At 46.6% G+C, this 17,438-nt stretch carries 15 protein-coding genes; 8 read left to right on the forward strand and 7 right to left on the reverse strand.

From position 1 onward, the window contains the following. The 3 genes from RM811_RS22295 to RM811_RS22305 form a co-directional block, all read left to right on the forward strand. Positions 1-3,168: hypothetical protein (locus RM811_RS22295; RefSeq protein ID WP_402528619.1), on the forward strand; the 3,168-nt coding region annotated here is incomplete at its 5' end. 256 nt (positions 3,169-3,424) lie between these two features. After that, on the forward strand, positions 3,425-5,143 hold the full coding sequence (locus RM811_RS22300) for a proline--tRNA ligase (RefSeq protein ID WP_402528658.1): 1,719 nt from the start codon (positions 3,425-3,427) through the stop codon (positions 5,141-5,143). Then, positions 5,103-5,723 carry a lytic transglycosylase domain-containing protein gene (locus RM811_RS22305; protein WP_402528622.1) on the forward strand — a complete coding sequence of 207 codons (621 nt, stop codon included), beginning with the start codon at positions 5,103-5,105 and terminating at the stop codon, positions 5,721-5,723. Before RM811_RS22300 ends, RM811_RS22305 begins: the two co-directional genes overlap by 41 nt. A 2-nt stretch (positions 5,724-5,725) precedes the next feature. Here RM811_RS22305 and RM811_RS22310 read toward each other — a convergent pair whose 3' ends face one another. The 3 genes from RM811_RS22310 to purT all read right to left on the reverse strand — a co-directional run bounded on the left by RM811_RS22310 (position 5,726) and on the right by purT (position 7,935). Continuing rightward, positions 5,726-5,998, reverse strand: coding sequence for an acylphosphatase (locus tag RM811_RS22310; protein WP_402528625.1), 273 nt, complete (start codon positions 5,996-5,998; stop codon positions 5,726-5,728). Beyond that, on the reverse strand, positions 5,991-6,488 hold the full coding sequence (locus RM811_RS22315; RefSeq protein ID WP_402528628.1) for a TlpA family protein disulfide reductase: 498 nt from the start codon (positions 6,486-6,488) through the stop codon (positions 5,991-5,993). The genes RM811_RS22310 and RM811_RS22315 overlap by 8 nt, the downstream gene beginning before the upstream one ends. A 262-nt stretch (positions 6,489-6,750) precedes the next feature. Next, a complete protein-coding gene (purT, locus tag RM811_RS22320) occupies positions 6,751-7,935 on the reverse strand; it encodes a formate-dependent phosphoribosylglycinamide formyltransferase (protein WP_402528631.1) in 1,185 nt (394 codons plus the stop codon). 284 nt (positions 7,936-8,219) lie between these two features. On the opposite strand from purT, the gene RM811_RS22325 reads away from it, so the two are divergent. Together RM811_RS22325 and RM811_RS22330 are read left to right on the forward strand one after the other, a co-directional pair. Next, positions 8,220-9,371 (forward strand): inositol-3-phosphate synthase, encoded by a 1,152-nt coding sequence (locus RM811_RS22325; RefSeq protein WP_402528634.1) that lies wholly within the window; start codon positions 8,220-8,222, stop codon positions 9,369-9,371. Further along, a complete protein-coding gene (locus RM811_RS22330) occupies positions 9,346-9,729 on the forward strand; it encodes a hypothetical protein (protein ID WP_402528637.1) in 384 nt (127 codons plus the stop codon). Before RM811_RS22325 ends, RM811_RS22330 begins: the two co-directional genes overlap by 26 nt. An 11-nt stretch (positions 9,730-9,740) precedes the next feature. Here RM811_RS22330 and RM811_RS22335 read toward each other — a convergent pair whose 3' ends face one another. Together RM811_RS22335 and RM811_RS22340 are read right to left on the reverse strand one after the other, a co-directional pair. Beyond that, positions 9,741-10,976 (reverse strand): YihY family inner membrane protein, encoded by a 1,236-nt coding sequence (locus RM811_RS22335; protein WP_402528638.1) that lies wholly within the window; start codon positions 10,974-10,976, stop codon positions 9,741-9,743. A gap of 407 nt (positions 10,977-11,383) precedes the next feature. Continuing rightward, on the reverse strand, positions 11,384-12,016 hold the full coding sequence (locus RM811_RS22340) for a hypothetical protein (protein ID WP_402528641.1): 633 nt from the start codon (positions 12,014-12,016) through the stop codon (positions 11,384-11,386). A gap of 524 nt (positions 12,017-12,540) precedes the next feature. Here RM811_RS22340 and RM811_RS22345 point away from each other — a divergent pair. From RM811_RS22345 to RM811_RS22355, 3 genes are all read left to right on the forward strand, one after another. After that, entirely contained in the window at positions 12,541-12,948 is a 408-nt protein-coding gene (locus RM811_RS22345) for a hypothetical protein (protein ID WP_402528643.1), read from the forward strand. A gap of 46 nt (positions 12,949-12,994) precedes the next feature. Then, entirely contained in the window at positions 12,995-13,279 is a 285-nt protein-coding gene (locus tag RM811_RS22350) for a hypothetical protein (RefSeq protein WP_402528646.1), read from the forward strand. Between the two features lie 1,354 nt (positions 13,280-14,633). Next, positions 14,634-15,404, forward strand: a complete 771-nt coding sequence (locus RM811_RS22355; protein WP_402528649.1) for a hypothetical protein — start codon at positions 14,634-14,636, stop codon at positions 15,402-15,404. 727 nt (positions 15,405-16,131) lie between these two features. On the opposite strand, the gene RM811_RS22360 is transcribed toward RM811_RS22355, so the two are convergent. Together RM811_RS22360 and RM811_RS22365 are read right to left on the reverse strand one after the other, a co-directional pair. Next, positions 16,132-16,356, reverse strand: a complete 225-nt coding sequence (locus RM811_RS22360; protein ID WP_402528652.1) for a hypothetical protein — start codon at positions 16,354-16,356, stop codon at positions 16,132-16,134. Positions 16,357-16,561: 205 nt separating this feature from the next. Then, on the reverse strand, positions 16,562-17,438 hold an 877-nt coding region (locus RM811_RS22365; RefSeq protein WP_402528655.1), incomplete at its 5' end, for a replication initiation protein.

Here is a 17,438-nt window from a genome sequence, read left to right on the forward strand (position 1 = left end):
ATAAAGATAAAAATGGAAGATATTATGATAAAGCATGGCTATAATGTCCAACTCCCAGAGGACAATGAGGAATTTAGTGAAGCGTTTAATCAATGGAATGATGAAATAGTAAATATTATAAACTCAGCGAAAGAAAATATAATAGATAATAACCCATCTGATTATCCATGCCCGGATTCAACAAAAGTCAGATATGATAAACTCTGCGAGGACGCTTTCAACAAATTGATGCTTGATCTCCGCGTACTAAATTATGGAGGTATTTACCAAATCAGTAGGTTCGATAATAAATGTGGCGCAAAAGAGGTAACTGTAAAAACGCCAATACCCAAAGCTACCATACCGGCACCGGACTTCCTGAGTCATGTGGGAACGACGACGAATATTGCCCGTGAAACCACGGGTAGTAATGATTTAGCAGATGCTCTTGTTAGCCAGACAACAACTATGCCTCAAGTAATTACAGAGGAGCAGACTACAGACAAAACTACAGCAGTATTATCCACTCCAGCCACAACAGAAAACACAGAATCCGGAGATCTGCATAGAAGCCTGACAACAAAGCTGAACTCTCTGTTATTGGCGGCTGATGAAAAAATTGAGATAGAAATGCATGAGGTTAGAGCAAATCTTAATAGATATGAAGACTATCTGGAAACTGATAAAGACAATAGCCAATACTATAATGTGGAAGACTTACATAGGAATGCCAGTTACGAATATTACTCGAAAGTTGTTGATGAAATCCGGGATGCAATAAATAAACTCCGTACTTCAGAAAAACAAGACATTGATAACATGGCAGTGTCCACCAATAACCCGGCAGATTCAGGATCGGCCAGCGTATCCCCGAAAGTTATTGAAACTTATAAATCCCTGGAAGATTCTCTGATAGATGAAACCATTAAATATTACTCGGACGTTGTTGATCAAATCTGGGATGCAGTAAAAATACTCCGTACTTTAGAAAAACAAGACATTGATAACATGACAGTGTCCACCAATAACCCGGCAGATTCAGGATCGGCCAGCGTATCCCCGAAAGTTATTGAAACTTATAAATCCGAGCAAGATTCTCTGATAGATGAAGCCATTACCTCTTTGAATGAAAAAGTGGAGGCGGGTTATGGAGAACAGGATATGGAAAGATATAAAAATGTTTATACCAGAATCCAGAACTGGATGACATCAAATAAACTTATGGCTCCGGCTCCGTTAATGCCAGCGGATCAACCGTATATTGAGCACAGTGCCGCAACCTCGGGAGCCAGTCGACCCAGTAATATCCTGTCAGATGTTGCATCATTGACTTCAGGTCTGCTGGCCAGGGTATTTACCGCCCAACCCCTGGTTGATACGTATCACTTGATCACTGGAACGGAACAGGAAAGTACATCTTTACCTTATCAGAAACAATCTGGTGTTGCTGCCGAACCCCGTCGTTCCATTAAGGATCTTGTGTATGACACAGAGCCCTTCAGGCAAGCCCCCAAAGCCCCTCATATTCATCCGGGTTTGGTGAATATGAGGGGAGCGTTGCAACCGGAAAAGGTTTCCATGATTGGGGCTGTGCAGAACATTAGCATCAATAACATGGACAGCAGTAACTTTCAGTTAGCCAGTCTGTTTGCTGCAAAGATCACCGGCCAGAAACTATCCACAAGCCCCTCCCCCCGTTTCAGCCCTCCAGATACAAAATCAGCGATACACAACAACCCTGCCAGCAATATGCTTTCCAATACCGTCACCGTCATGACGGTATTTCTGCTTTCGAAAATGCTCAAAGACTTGATTTCCCCCAGACAACAGCAGTCACTTGATGCCAGCTGGACACCTGAAAGTATTTTGGATCTCGCTATTCTGCAAGAATCTTGTCCCCGTCAGGGCCAACCCACGGCCCTTCCTGCGGGCTTAATTAATGATGTGTTTAACTCACCGGTAGTGGGTATTAAAAGCGGCTCTGATAATTTCGGCATGAACCGGGACGGTGAACTTACCATCAGGGAAGGCAAGCCTGAAAGAGAATACCAGTCCCTTTTACTTCATAGCCTGGCCAAAGACTGCCGGAATTCGTCAACGCCAATAGCCAGCACTGAAAATGCCCAGAACGATGTCAGTGACAAGGCGTTAGCGGAACAAATCCATAAACAATTGCCAGGTGCCTCACCGGAGGATCGTGCTATCATCTATCGGGCCATGACTTTGAAGGCTCAACAGAAAACCACCTGGACGGGGTTCTTTAGCGGTTCATCCTGGCCCACCGACAGGAATGAGCAAATCGAGAAGATGTACGATTTACTGAATTCTGTGACCAAATCCCAGGGCCAGAAATCTGCCCCCAAGACCAAATCCCAGGGCCAGAAATCTATCTCTGTGGTTAGGCAGGTGATGAAGGCAGTGAAAGACGGTAATCTCCAACAGGGAGAGACGCTGTTCATGAAACTGCCAATTGTTCAGATTCTGAAGCTCTTAGACGGACAGATGAACAAACAGGATATCTGTCAATTTGACCAATCCGAAAATTTATACCGCGAGGTAACAAAAGGGTTTACCGAGCTATGCCCCGACGAGAGCCGTGATGAGCACAGACTGCAGGAGGCCAATAAATTCCGGCATAGTACCCGCATACACCAATCTTTGGGTAAGTTGAGGGACGGTTTGAACGTACAGCACGATGTCAAAGAGGCCCAACTGAAGCAGAAAGCCTTCCAGCTACTGGTCTATCAGTATGATATTAAAATCGCCGTCAAGCCTGAGCTAAAGTTGGCAGTAGAATTACAGCACCGGATCATCAATGAAAAGTGGGCTGACAGCCTCGGTGAAGCCAAGGTGTTGAGCCAGATAATTCCGGAAATGCTTGGTCCCAGGATATATACCCGCTACGAAGTGTCCCAGAGACAAGACGGCCTCAAGCTGAAAGTTCCCTATCAACTCCTGAAACGTAGTGGCCCTGAGGTGGACGAGAAGCTTAATCAATTCCGTAACATAAAAGAAAAGTGCCGTTTACTCTACCTTGGTATTTTTGATAAGGGCACGGACCTGGAGAAGGAAATAATCAGTTCGGTGTCACTGAAGTTCCTGCATACTTCGCACGGAAAAGAGTTATCGGAAGAGAAACAAGCCCGGATCATCCGTCAGCTGTTAGAGGAGGAGAGCAGAAAGTCGTAAACAGGATTCTTTTCCCATTTCAATTCAGGTGGATGAAATGGCACTGCCGCAGTGCCGTTTCATCTTGGAAAAGATCAAAAGCTGTAGGCAATGTAATGGATAAATGTTTTCAAATTGCAATTTCACCAGAAGAATATTGCTGACAACCAGTCAACAACAGGGGAATTTGAAACAGCGGTTGGTATAATAACCGCCTGGCCTTAAAATGGCGCTTTATTTGACCCTCCCTTTTTTGAATAGCCCGGTAAAAGAACACATGAGAACCAGTCAGTATCTGCTTCCAACCCTCAAGGAGACACCTGCCGATGCAGTGGTCATCAGCCACCAGCTGATGCTCCGCGCAGGCATGATCCGCAAACTGGCGTCCGGCCTTTATACCTGGCTGCCACTGGGTCTGAAAGTCCTGAAGAAAGTTGAGAACATCGTCCGGGAAGAAATGAACCGCGCTGGCGCACTGGAAACCCTGATGCCAGCGGTACAGCCGGCAGAACTGTGGCAGGAAACCGGACGTTGGGATCAGTTTGGTTCCGAGCTGCTGCGTTTTAAAGACCGTCATGGCCGTGACTTTATCATTGGCCCGACCCACGAAGAAGTCATCACCGATATCGCCCGTAGTGATCTCAACAGCTACAAGCAGCTGCCTATTCATCTGTACCAGATCCAAAGCAAGTTCCGTGATGAACGCCGCCCCCGTTTTGGCATCATGCGCTGCCGTGAATTCCTGATGAAAGATGGTTACTCTTTCCATGCCTCTGAAGAGTGCCTGAAAGCCGAATACCAGAATATGCACAATACCTATTGCCGCATATTCGATCGCATTGGCCTGGAATACCGGCCAGTTCAGGCTGACAGCGGTGCTATCGGTGGTAGTGGTTCCCGGGAATTCCACGTACTGGCCGAATCCGGTGAAGATGCCATCGTGTTCAGTGACCAGAGTGAATACGCCGCCAACCTTGAAAAGGCCGAAGCACTGGCACCGAAAGGTGACCGCCCTGCACCTTCTCAGGAAATGTCGCTGGTTGATACTCCGGATACCAAAACCATCGAGCAACTGGTAAATCAGTTTAACCTCCCCATTGAGAAAACCATCAAGACTCTGGTGGTTGCGGCAGCCGAAACGGCAGAGAGTGAGTTTATCGCCCTGCTGGTTCGTGGCGATCACGAACTGAACGAGATCAAAGCTGAGAACCTTGCCGACGTAGCGTCGCCACTTCGATTTGCTACTGATGAAGAGATTAAATCAATCCTGGGTGCTGGCCCGGGCTCTCTTGGCCCAGTGAACTGCCCTATCCCGGTGATTGCGGATCGTACTGTCGCCCAAATGGCCGATTTCGGTGCTGGAGCCAACATTGAAGGAAAACACTATTTTGGCATCAACTGGGATCGCGACTGTACATTCAGCCGCATAGAAGACCTGCGCAATGTTCAGGAAGGTGACCCAAGCCCTTGCGGAAACGGTACGCTGTTTATCAAACGCGGTATTGAAGTGGGCCATATCTTCCAGCTGGGCACCAAATACAGCGAGTCTATGAAGGCCACTGTACTCAATGAGAATGGCAAGAGTATTCCGCTGGCCATGGGTTGCTACGGCATCGGGGTATCCAGATCCGTCGCGGCCTCTATTGAGCAAAACCATGATGACCGTGGCATCATCTGGCCGGAAGCCATTGCTCCTTTCCAGATTGTCCTGGTGCCATTGAAGATTGAAAAATCTGAGGTTGTCCGTGATGCGGCGGAAACACTGTATCAGGAACTGACTGCTGCGGGCTTTGAAGTCCTGATGGACGACAGAAAAACTAGCCCCGGGGTGAAGTTTGCCGATATGGAGCTTATTGGTATTCCTCATCGCGTCGTACTCAGCGACCGTGGACTGGCCGATGGAATGGTGGAATACAAGCATCGAACTGCCACAGACAAAGAAGACATTCAGACCAGTGAAATCATTGACCTCCTTAAAGACCGAATTATCGGCTAAACATGGAATTGGGCAATACAGACCCGGAGCACTTCCCCGTGCTCTGGGGCTGATTGCCCTGATCAGTTTCGCAACCACCAGTTGGAGCCAGCCAACCCACCCGGCCCTGGAAGTGGTACTCAAAACACTGGACGCCCCTGACAGCTTCGCCAAAGATTTTGAGACCAAAGTCTGGCTCATGGATATGTCCACCCGACTGTCAAAATTTATCAAAGATCCCGAAGATCGTTTTGAATTACTTCAGCTGGTATACAAAGAGGCAAAACAAGCCGATTTACCACCAGAACTGATCCTGGCATTAATTCACACGGAATCTACCTTTGATCAATACGCCGTTTCCTCTGCAGGCGCTCAGGGGTTAATGCAGATTATGCCCTTTTGGAAATATGTGATTGGTCAGAAGCAGGACAACCTCCTTAGCCTGCAGACCAATATCCGTTATGGCGTTGAGATTCTCAGACACTATCTGGAAAAGGAAAATGGCGATCTAACCAGGGCTCTGGCCAGATATAATGGCAGTCTGGGCAAAACCTGGTATCCGGAGCGGGTATTCACCAACCTGGAACGTCATTGGCAGTGAAATTATCCGGTGGTAAATATATCAAACTGCTGCCAGGTTTCTTCCGCAACAATCACATTGACCACCTTGGCCAGAGGTGGTCCCTTGTGAAGCCACTGCTCCAGTTTGGCTATCGCTTCAGCTGAACCGCACATTAACACCTCCACCCGACCATCAGGCAGATTTCGTGCCCAGCCATTGATTCCCAGACGACGGGCTTTTTCCTGAGTCGAGCCGCGAAACCAGACGCCCTGCACCCGACCTTCAACAAAGGCTCTTTTGCACACATCACCCATTGGAAGACGCTTCCCGTAATTCTTGATGCTGTTGACTTAACTGCTGAATCTGGTCTTCAAGGCTCTCTTTAGTCTGTGGACCAAACAGTTTAGCGATCACTTCACCTTCCGGAGAAATAATATAGGTCGCTGGCAATACCTGGGGAGGAGGAACATTCAAAGCTGGCAGCGGAGACTCCTGCAGCACCGGAAAACGGATACCCAGAGCGCTGGCCTTATTGATTAACAAGTCACCCTGACTGCTGTCAAAATCAACACCCAGTACCCGAACCTGACCATCACGGGCCAGCTCATTTAACTCCGGCACTTCTTCACGGCAGGGATCACACCATTCAGCCCAGAAATTCAGGGCCAGCCACTGACCTTGCTCACTGATCAGGGACACAGACTGCCCATTTAAATCAGTAAAGGTAACTGGTTTGGTACAGGCTACGAGAGCACTCAACAGTACAAAAACCAGAAAGTATTTCGCCGTTCTTTTTATCTTCACGAATACCTCCAGACAAACACTTACACCAGAAATTATTGCAGGCATTGAAAAAACACCCGCAATAATGCTCGTAAGCAAGTACATGGTTTCATTGAAATTGACCGGTGATAAGCTTGGGTCGAGCGAATGCGAGCCCCAGCAAACCACCTGAAATCATCGGTCAAATTCATCATCAGCCTCTACTCTCCGTTCGTCCTGAGCGGAGTCGAAGGGCGCCCAGGGTGAACGGAGATTGTACAAGTCAATATCATTAATAGATGTACTAACTTTCCAAAATCGCTTTAGCCGCCGATTCCCGGGCAATTTCCCGAGCCTGTTCAGTGGATTCAGCCGATGCCAGCACCACACCCATTCGTCGGGCTCCATGCAGCTCAGGCTTACCAAACAGACGCAGTTCAGTATTAGCCACAGATAGCACCTGATCAAGATGGCTAAAGGTCGGACCCGTGGAATCACCACTTACCTTAATCACTGCGGATGCCGACGGCTGATACTGTGTGATAGCCGGTACTGGCAGCCCAAGAATAGTACGCACATGCAGTGCAAACTCACTCAGGTTCTGGGAAATCATCGTCACCATGCCCGTATCATGAGGGCGGGGTGAAACTTCATTAAAGAAGACATCATCCCCCCGTATAAATAGTTCAACACCAAAAATACCATAGCCTCCCAGCGCCTCGGTAACCGCTCCTGCTATTCGCTCTGCTTCTGCCCAGGCCGCCGGGGACATCTGCTGGGGTTGCCAGGATTCAACATAATCGCCATCCTTCTGCCGATGACCAACCGGGGGACAGAAAAGCGTTCCCTGCCGCGTACGAACCGTCAGCAGGGCTATCTCATAATCAAACTCAACAAAGCCTTCAACAATTACCCGGGTCTTTGCTGCACGACCGGACTCCAGCGCATGTTTCCATGCCGTGGCAACATCAGCAGGCTCACGTAATACGCTCTGCCCTTTGCCTGAAGAGCTCATGACCGGTTTAACTACATTGGGAAAACCAATCTGCTCTGCGGCTTCTTTTAATGCCTGTTCAGAGTCAGCAAAACCGTAGGGTGATGTGGGTAATCCAAGTTCTTCAGCAGCCAGCCGGCGGATGCCTTCACGATCCATGGTCAACTGTGTAGCCCGGGCACAGGGAACAACAACACTGGTTCCGGCCTTTTCTATCTCCACCAGCACATCAGTGGCTATAGCTTCAATTTCCGGAACAATGTAATGGGGCTTTTCCTTCTCAATCAATACTGCCAGGGCTTCACGATCCAGCATATCAATGACATGGCTGCGGTGAGCCACCTGCATGGCCGGTGCATTGTCATAGCTATCCACGGCGATAACTTCAACACCCAGACGCTGAAATTCAATGGCAACCTCTTTACCCAGCTCGCCGGCTCCCAGCAACAACACACGGGTCGCCGACAATGCCAGAGGTGTTCCGATTGATACCATCAGGTTCTACTCCAGAAGAGAATCCAAAAGGGAATGGTGGGAATAATCAAACGATTATTGTCCAGATCAAGTCCTTCAAGAGCAATACAAACTATTGGTCAGAATCCACTCCACTCTTATTTTCTACTTCCATTTTCTGCATATATCCTGACAAGACCATCTGCCAGACAATAGATTTAAAAACAATCTAGTAAATCAGACAACAAGAATCAAAAGATAGACTAGAACTAGATATAGCCTTTGCAGGGTTTTTCTCCTAACAAACTAAGTATCAGCACCTACCCATGAGACAAAAAATCAAAGTTGCGGTTGCCGGTATCGGAAACTGCGCCAGTGCGCTAATTCAGGGTATCAATTTCTATCGGACAAACAATAGCGATAACATTCCCGGCATCATGTTTGCTGATATTGGAGGCTATCGACCCGCCAATATAGAGTTTGTTGCAGCCTTCGATATTGACCAGAGAAAAGTAGGACTGCCTTTATCACAAGCGATCTTCGCCCCCCCAAATTGTGCCCGGATTTTCCAGCAAGAGATTCAGGAACAGTGCACGGTTCAACTGGGCCCCATTCTTGATGGTGTTGCCCCCCATATGGAATCCTGTCATGACACCATCAACTTCAAACCCTCCCGGGGAGAACCGGTTGATGTAACCCGGGTGCTGATTGACCGGGAAGTGGATATCCTGATCAACTACATGCCGGTAGGATCTGAACAGGCCACCGCCTACTACGCCCAGACAGCACTGGATGCCGGTGTCGCCTTTCTCAACTGCATACCGGTTTTTATCGCCTCCGACCCTGTCTGGGAGCAAAAATTTATCGAAGCTGGTCTACCATTAATTGGCGATGATATGCGCTCCCAGTTTGGTGCCAGCTATTTTTCTCAGATATTGCAGGAAGGACTCTTTGACCGTGGGCATCAGGTGCTTTTCCACTGTCAGACCAATGTGGGCGGCAATACCGACTTCGCCAACATGATTGACCAGAGTCGTCTGGCCAGCAAGAAAATCAGCAAGGAAAATGTCATTCGTGCCCAGAACGACCTACGTGATATCCCTGTTCCCAAAGATGGCATATATGCCGGTCCCAGCAGCTTTATTCCCTACCTGGAAGATAACAAGATCGCCAATATCCGGGTTGAAGCACTGGGCTTTGGCGGTGCACCTCTGACTATAGACGCCAAACTGAGTGTTCAGGACAGCGAAAACTCGGCAGGTGTCGTGATTGATGCCATTCGTTATCTGCAGGTCGCCCGGGAGATGAATATAGTGGGAGCACTGAGAGGACCCAGTGCCTGGACGCAGAAAACACCGCCGGAACAAATGATGAATGCCGACGCACGGCTTGAATGCGAGGCCCTGGCAAAACGGGAATATACTGATCTGACCTTTAACCAGGTGGCAGCCAGTGAACAGAAACGTCAACTCATTTGACATTGATGGCGTTATTTATCTCGGGGAGCACCGGGGGGTATACCCTGGCCCCGGGGACATAATCATCACCGGCAGAAGTATTGAGGAAGCCTTTGATACACTGGCAATGCTGAACTCACGTAATATCACTAACCCGGTGTTTTTCAACCCCCTCGGCTTTGCCGATAAAACCCGGGAAAGCTCCGGAACCCATAAAGCCAGTGTACTGGCTATGCTGTTGACCAGCGGCTTCAACGTGGGAATCCACTTTGAAGATGATCCACTGCAAAAGCAGATTATTGAGCAGGCAAAATTGCCAGTAACTGTCGTTCATATCCGGCAGAACCTGGTAGAGCTGGAAAATGTCCGGCATCCATGACCTCAAACCGGTCATTTGGATAACAGTTCATCCAGCGTACAATCCAGTGCTTCCAGGCGGGCACTGTTTACCGACTGTGCTCTCTGGATAAAGTCAGACAACCAGTCAGGTTCGTCTGAAAGAAGGATGTTCTGAAGTTCTTCATCCTGCGGCATGGGCCAGGGCAGCTGCTCACAGAAAGAAAACAGGCTGATCTGCCGAAGATCCCTGGCGAGAATCCACTCGCCACCATCATTTTTACTGATCAGCCCCATCCCCATCAATCGGGAGGTATGGCACTCCCAGTCATCAAGAGAAACCGGAAGATCACGCTTCTGTAGTTCGGTGAAATGCAGCCCCTGCCCTACCTCGAATTTTTCCTGAAGCTGTTTCAAAATCAATAAAATGGAAATCAACGGATGGAGTCGTTCACCCCGGGCTTTCTTACCATAAAGATCAAGGGAACGAACCAGCACCGCACCTAACAACACCATCAACCAGCTCAGATAAACCCAGAGCAGAAACAAAGGCACTGCAGCAAACGCCCCATAAATCAGGTGATAGGTAGGAGACAAAGTGATAAACAGGGCAAAGCCGCTTTTCGCCAGCTCCACCATAATGGCAACAAACACGGCGCCCACCAGCGCATGAAGCACCGGCACCTTACGGTTGGGCACCGCCGTATATAACAAGGTAAGTACCACTGTACTGAGAAAAACCGGCATAAGCCGCAGAAGCCACTGATCACCGCCAAGAATGGCCGTGGTATCAGACACCAGCTTCAGTGAAGCAAGGTAAGAGGTAACAAGAAAACCAGCACTTAGCAGAACCGGCCCAAGGCTTAATATCGCCCAGTATAAAAGGAAGCCAGACATCCCCCGGCGAATATGCGTCACCTGCCAGATACTATTCAGTGCTTTATCAATGGTTCTCAACATCAGAAAGGAAGTGACCAGCAGGAAACCAACGCCCACTCCGGTTAACTTTCTCGCCTGTTGGGAAAAGTCATTCAGATAGGATTGAACCACCTCCCCGGTTGAGGGAACAAAACTCTCAAAGATAAAGTTCTGAATGGAATCTCCAACATTCTGGAGACTGGGAACTGCGGACAGGATACTGTACATAACCGTCATCATGGGAACGACAGCAAACAACGTCGTATAAGTCAGTGCCGCAGCATTTTCAATACAACGATTATCCAGAAACCGCTTGATAACCGCTGAAACAAAGCTCTGGAAGGTTGACCAGAATTGCAGAATCGGCGTCATAATGAACTCCCTGTCAGACAGGGAGTCAAGTGTACCGAATCCAGAACCAAAAAGCCCCGCCTGGCATGATATTCAACAGCAACGGTCAATAACCGTCACCGACACCCTTCAGTCAGAACAAAATAGGTGCGAGGAAATCAGTCAGGCCAAACCGTCTTCTCGCTCACTCTTTCAACGGATTCTATTGGGCTGAATCAGACGTTTCCAAACCAGATTAAATGCAATGATGGCAGGCAAACTAAAGGAACATAAAGGAACAGGACATCCATTACAAGCATCAAGGAACAGCAAGGAACAGGACATCCATTACAAGGAACAAAGGAACAGGACATCCATAAATAAAGGAACAGAAAGGAACAGGACATCCATAAATTTCAACAAGGAACAAGGAACAGGACAATTAAACGTCACAAATCATTTCGGTGTGTTGCCATGGGCTGCTTCTTCCTGGTGAGGAACCCCAGGATTTTTCGCTTTAAGTGCATTCTGCGACGCTTGCTCTCCTCAATGTTCCATTTTTTTTCCCGTTTTTCTTCTTCCGCTTCGATCAGGGCTTGTCGTTTTTCTACATACTGATCCGAGACATCCGTTATCTGCTGAATCTTGCCTTTAGAGAACACAACCTTCTTGATCTCATTGTACTCAACTGTCCGGGGACTGCCATAATGGACGCGCCCCAGATTGCCAACCCAATCATTACCAAGAAGCACTTCACCTGTATATTCAAGAGGCAGCCACACATCGGTGTAACAGCGGCCAAACATTGAAGCAATCGTCAGATCGTCACACTCCGGGAGTGGGTCAGGTTTAACGCCATTGACTAATGGTTCATCTTTGAACACACCTAAATTCATAGACCTGGCGAATAGCTGGCCATCTTTACACTCATAACTGACGATATATCCAGCCCAGCAAAACGTGCCCATTGGAGATACTTTTATCCCAAGCATATCCGGATGAAATATTGGATAAGGCTCTGCATCGGTGACTCTGTACGAAACATCATCAAGAGTAAGATTGCTGGAGAATTGAGTGGTCATCGTTATTACTCTCCCTAACTCATTAGCCAGTCGATCATGACACGGTTATGAGTCTTAATGAAAGATGGTAATAGCTGTTATCGGTAGGGGAAGCATTTTCGAGTGCAGGATAGGCAGAAACCGGTTGAACAGATTTCAACCGGCAATCGCAATCGGCTAATTCACTCGGAAGAACCCAGGCGGATTGATGTCGTAACTCACCAGAAGGTTTTTAGTCTGCTGGTAATGTTCCAGTGCCCGCTTGTGGGTTTCCCGACAAACCCTCTGAAACGGAGTGGTTTTTGTGTTCATCCAGTCATAGCAAGTTCTGGTTTGCTTCTTCCGAAGCGTTCTTTTGTCCGACCAAATCATGCCAGGTGATTGGGCGAAACTTGCCTCCTTTCATGAATCTTCGGGCCAGAAGAGTCAAATCTAAAGTACGTATTCTCCACTATTGCATACGGGTACTCTTAACCGCTATCGTAGTGTCCTGATAATAAATAAGACTAAGAAACGCGAGAGCACACAAGTAAGCGGAGATAATAATGAAGTATAACCAGAGCACTTATTTCACCCGCATAGGGGCTCCATACACTAACATCCGTAACAGTTGGGGCGGCGAGTCAAAAACGAAAATCGTTCTCAAGGGCTGGGCTGATGAAGCAGTCAGGGAAGGGGAGCATCAAGCCGTTATGATTGATTGGGATAGCAACGGTGCTGATAAACGTATTGGATACTACGAGAGGAAACGCCATGTGGACTCTATCCAAGATGGCAAGCCAGCATTCATCATTCTCAGCTCCAATAAAGTAAGTGAGCATGTGAAGTTTGGAAACATCGACACCAATACTCCACTGTTGTGTATTGATCGTTTGGAACAGCGTGGTAACGAAACCTGGGCTATTTGCCAACTCGCTGATCGCACCTCGTTTAAAGTAGTGAAGATGATTTGAGCCTTGTCTGAATCTGATGACGAAAAATAAATAAAGGATTTATCAAGTGAACAAATTACTTACTGGCTTGGCAATCATCATGGCTTCAACTGCTTTCACTGCTCAAGCTGTGGAAATGAAACAAGAGACAGGATCAATTCGGTATAACGGAAATTCCCTCCGAGTCGCTGCATCGACGTCAGCACAGTGTTCAAGAGGTGGTGTTCAAATTAGTGCTTATGATAAGCACGTTATTAATAGTGTGTATTTTTGGTGCCTCAGTGACAAGCAAGTGGATACTCTTATCAGTGCATTGCAGGATGCCAAAGAGACCAAAAACAATTTCAAGTAGATTTTGAAGTAAAAGGAACAGGACATCCATAAACTTCTATTCGTATAGATTGAACCAACGTTTTAAGTAAACTTTCGCCCTGGACTTATGGATGTCCTGTTTATTCCAAGGAACAGGACATCCAGGAAGGAACAGCAGAACAGAACAGGACATCCATAATTTTATCCATGAAAATAGTATGGATAAATTTGTGGGTGTCCTGTTCTTTCTGTGGGTGTCCTGTTCTTTCTTTTCGTATAGATTGAACCAACGTTTTAAGTAAACTTTCACCCTGGACTTATGGATGTCCTGTTTATTTCCCTGTTTATTTCCTCAATATTTCCTCAACAATTTTCTTACTGTGCGAGGACAGAACCGAAAAGGAACAGGACATCCATAAATTTCTATTCGAGGCAAGAGACAAGGAACAGGACATCCATAAATTTCTATTCGTATAGATTGAACAGATGACAGAACAGGATGACAGAACAGGACATCCATAATTTTGACAGAACAGGACATCCATAATTTTATCCATGAAAATAGTATGGATAAATTTGTGGGTGTCCTGTTCTTTCTAATTTGCTGTTTTCCTGGGGATGGGGATGACCATGTGCTGCATGAAAAACCTTCTGTTATCCTGCTTGATTGGATGGTATTAGCAAATAGTTACGATTGGATTAACAGTTTTCATAATCAGGGGGAATAAGGCGATGAGTCTGATAAAGGTAGCATAAAAGCTTCATACAATTAGCACGTAAAATAACCTACCGACCGGACAGTCAATTTATATGAAGACAAATGGTAAACCACTTATAGGATTAACAGTTGAAAAAAATGCAACGAACGCAACAAGCCCTGCTAGACTCACCGCTTGCGGTTTTTCTTTTGGTCGCAACGATACAATTTTTTTCTCAGTTTTCAAAGTAATGCATTGTGTTTAGGACATGCATACAAGGCAGCTTGAACCTTGATTCATAACAACGAATGTTGCGCTCGTTGCAGTTTAAATCAAGAGACTCAACTCAATCCAGAATGCTCGTGACAAGTTACAGGAATGAAGGAATATCCAGCTCTGTCCGAATTCTTGAAACGAATATACGATGGTTCTGGTTTGAGCCTTTGGATGCTTTGAGTTCTTTAAGCAGTACATTGATTTCTGAAAATTAACATCGCGCCAACCGTGGCAGCCATATCGTCGATTTCAAGTAACTTCTCAAAAACTGCTGGAGAACCAACGTGCTAACTCTCTGCAATCCTTGGTACACGCTAAATATGCACTAAGGTTTTGTATGAATTTGAGCTACTCCCAGCACTTTTTGAGAAGTTACGATTTCAATATATCTTTTAGAATCTTAAATAAAGGATAATCAACATGATCTCTGCAATTAAACCTACCATTGTAAATAGAGAACAGCTACAACAAAATATCCAGACACTGCAGGAGTGTTCAAAAAATAACCAGAGATACACCATCACGGCTATAACCTTAAATGGTCAATCTGTTGCTGTCGTTCAAAAGGCTAAGACCTTTTTGGATAGTATGTGCAGCATATGGGGATCGAGTGCCGAGGCGAAACGTCTATTTGTTCACGACGTCAAAACTGCTATGTCAGAAAGCAATGAGTTGAGAAACACCATATATGGAACTGCGGCAGATATCCCCTGGTTGCCAGATGTGCTTCATGGAAGTGAAAGTACCACTTTTACAGACCTTTTCGATAAAGCCAAGCTGGTGCAGTATGAAACAGCCGATACCCATTGGGGGTTGCTGTCACCAAATTTTGACGTATTAGATATAGACCAAAATAAATCCTACCAGTTTACCAACAACGAGCATACTAGAATTGATCGGCGTTGTGTAGACAGGCACTTACTTTCCATTACGAATGCATTGTGTGCTAACGCAACACATCCTACGGAAATAGCCTTGATTCTCGATGATAAAAAGTTAGTCCAAGGTACATTGCTGTGCATAGGTAACGACGATTGTCTTAACGTGGCAGACCATTCTGATTTAAATAATAGAATTGAGAAGGGCCTTAATGAACGTGAAGAATTCTGGTTTCTTGCAAAGCCATACGTGGGTAACAAGTGTTTAGCTTCGCTCAATGCAGTAGCTGGCTTATCCTATATTTGTCCATAACCATTTGCTTTCTTCTCGAAAACGGACAGAACAGGACATCCATAATTTTATCCATGAAAATAGTATGGATAAATTTGTGGGTGTCTTGTTCTTTCTTTATAAAAAGGAACAAAAGGAACAGGACATCCATCGAAAGGAACAGGTCATCCATAAATTTCTATTCGTATAGATTGAACCAACGTTTTAAGTAAACTTTCGCCCTGGACTTATGGATGCCCTGTTTATTTCCTGACAGAACAAGGAACAGGACATCCATAAATTTCTCGAAAAGGAACAGGACATCCATAAATTTCTATTCGAGGCAAGAGACAAGGAACAGACAAGGAACAGGACATCCATAAATTTCGGACCAGCAAGGAACAGAAGCAAGGAACAGGACATCCATAAATTTCTATTCATATAGATTGAACCAACGTTTTAAGTAAACTTTCACCCTGGACTTATGGATGTCCTGTTTATTTCCTTAAGTAAACTTTCGCCCTGGACTTATGGATGTCCTGTTTATTTCCAAGGAACAGGACATCCAGGAAGGAACAGCAGAACAGAACAGGACATCCATAATTTTATCCATGAAAATAGTATGGATAAATTTGTGGGTGTCCTGTTCTTTCCATAATGGGAGCCTGCGTTGAATGGAAACAAACAGGACAGGACATCCATAATTTTATCAGGACAGAACAGAGGACAGAACAGAAGGACAGAGGGACAGAACAGGACATCCATAATTTTATCCATGAAAATAGTATGGATAAATTTGTGGGTGTCCTGTTCTTTCTATTTCCTGGCAGTGACAGAACAGGACATCGCAGAACAGGACCTCCATAATTTTATCCATGAATATAGCATGGATAACTTTGCGGGTGTCCTGTTCTTTCTGTTCTTTCTGTGGGCGTCCTGTTCTTTCTTCATCAGGCTTCTGGTGCTGATTCGATGAACAGAACAGGACATCCATAATTTTATCCATGAAAATAGTATGGATAAATTTGTGGGTGTCCTGTTCTATAAGGAGCCTGCGTTGAATGGAAACAAACAGGACAGGACATCCATAATTTTATCAGGACAGAACAGGGACAGAACAGAGGACAGAACAGAAGGACAGAGGGACAGAGGGACAGAGGGACAGAGGGACAGAGGGACAGAACAGGACATCCATAATTTTATCCATGAAAATAGTATGGATAAATTTGTGGGTGTCCTGTTCTTTCGCCATAACAGAGGGGCTGAGGGAACTCGTTAAACGCCTCCGCTTTGCCCAGAACAACCTGCAACCACTCGATATAGGAGGCTGCACCGGATTCATCCCGGTAAAACACCACCCAGTCGTAAGCCCAGAACCGCAACCGGTGAAACAGGGCGCAATTTCTACCGATACCGTAATGGTCGTAGTTGGCAGCTCGCTTACGGGTCCAATAGCGACGCTCCAGATCAACGCTCTCTGCCAGTTCTCCCAATTTGTAGATATGGGAGTGTAATTCCCAAACGTGCCAGTCTTCGTGCATCGGGTTTTTGGTGATCAGGCCGGTGTAGCTGGGGTCCGCTTTCAATTTTTCGCAGTAGGCTTCCTGGATCGCCTGGGCATAGGCCATGGGTTTTGGCTTGCCGGCCTCACTGACACAGACCGATTCAATGGCGTAGGAGACGTGGGCCCGGCGGTTTTCCAGGTTTCGGACAATCAGGTTGGGCTCAGGCAGGTTGGCTTCTTCCCACTGCAACAGGTTTTCATGATCCTGGTCGAAGGTGAGCCAATGGCACAAGGCGGGCGGGTTATGCTGGACATAACTCCGGGTGAACGCACCTTCCCGCTTGCGGATAATCAGGCCGGAGCCTTTGAGGTCCGTGCAGTATGGCTTGTTGGGTGCCAACTGGTAGAGGCGCTCTACCGGGAATGTTCGTTTTTCGGGGTTTGCGCCTGCCCCGGATGCTGTTAAACTTTGCATGTATTTGTAAGAAACCCGTGTTGCTCTCAATCTTGGCGGAGGAAGGAGCTTGCGGGTTTTTCTTTGCCTGTCATTTAGCTGTCTCTTATACACATCT

The sequence above is a fragment of the Endozoicomonas sp. genome (assembly GCF_031844845.1).
In the GTDB taxonomy this organism is placed as follows: domain Bacteria; phylum Pseudomonadota; class Gammaproteobacteria; order Pseudomonadales; family Endozoicomonadaceae; genus Endozoicomonas.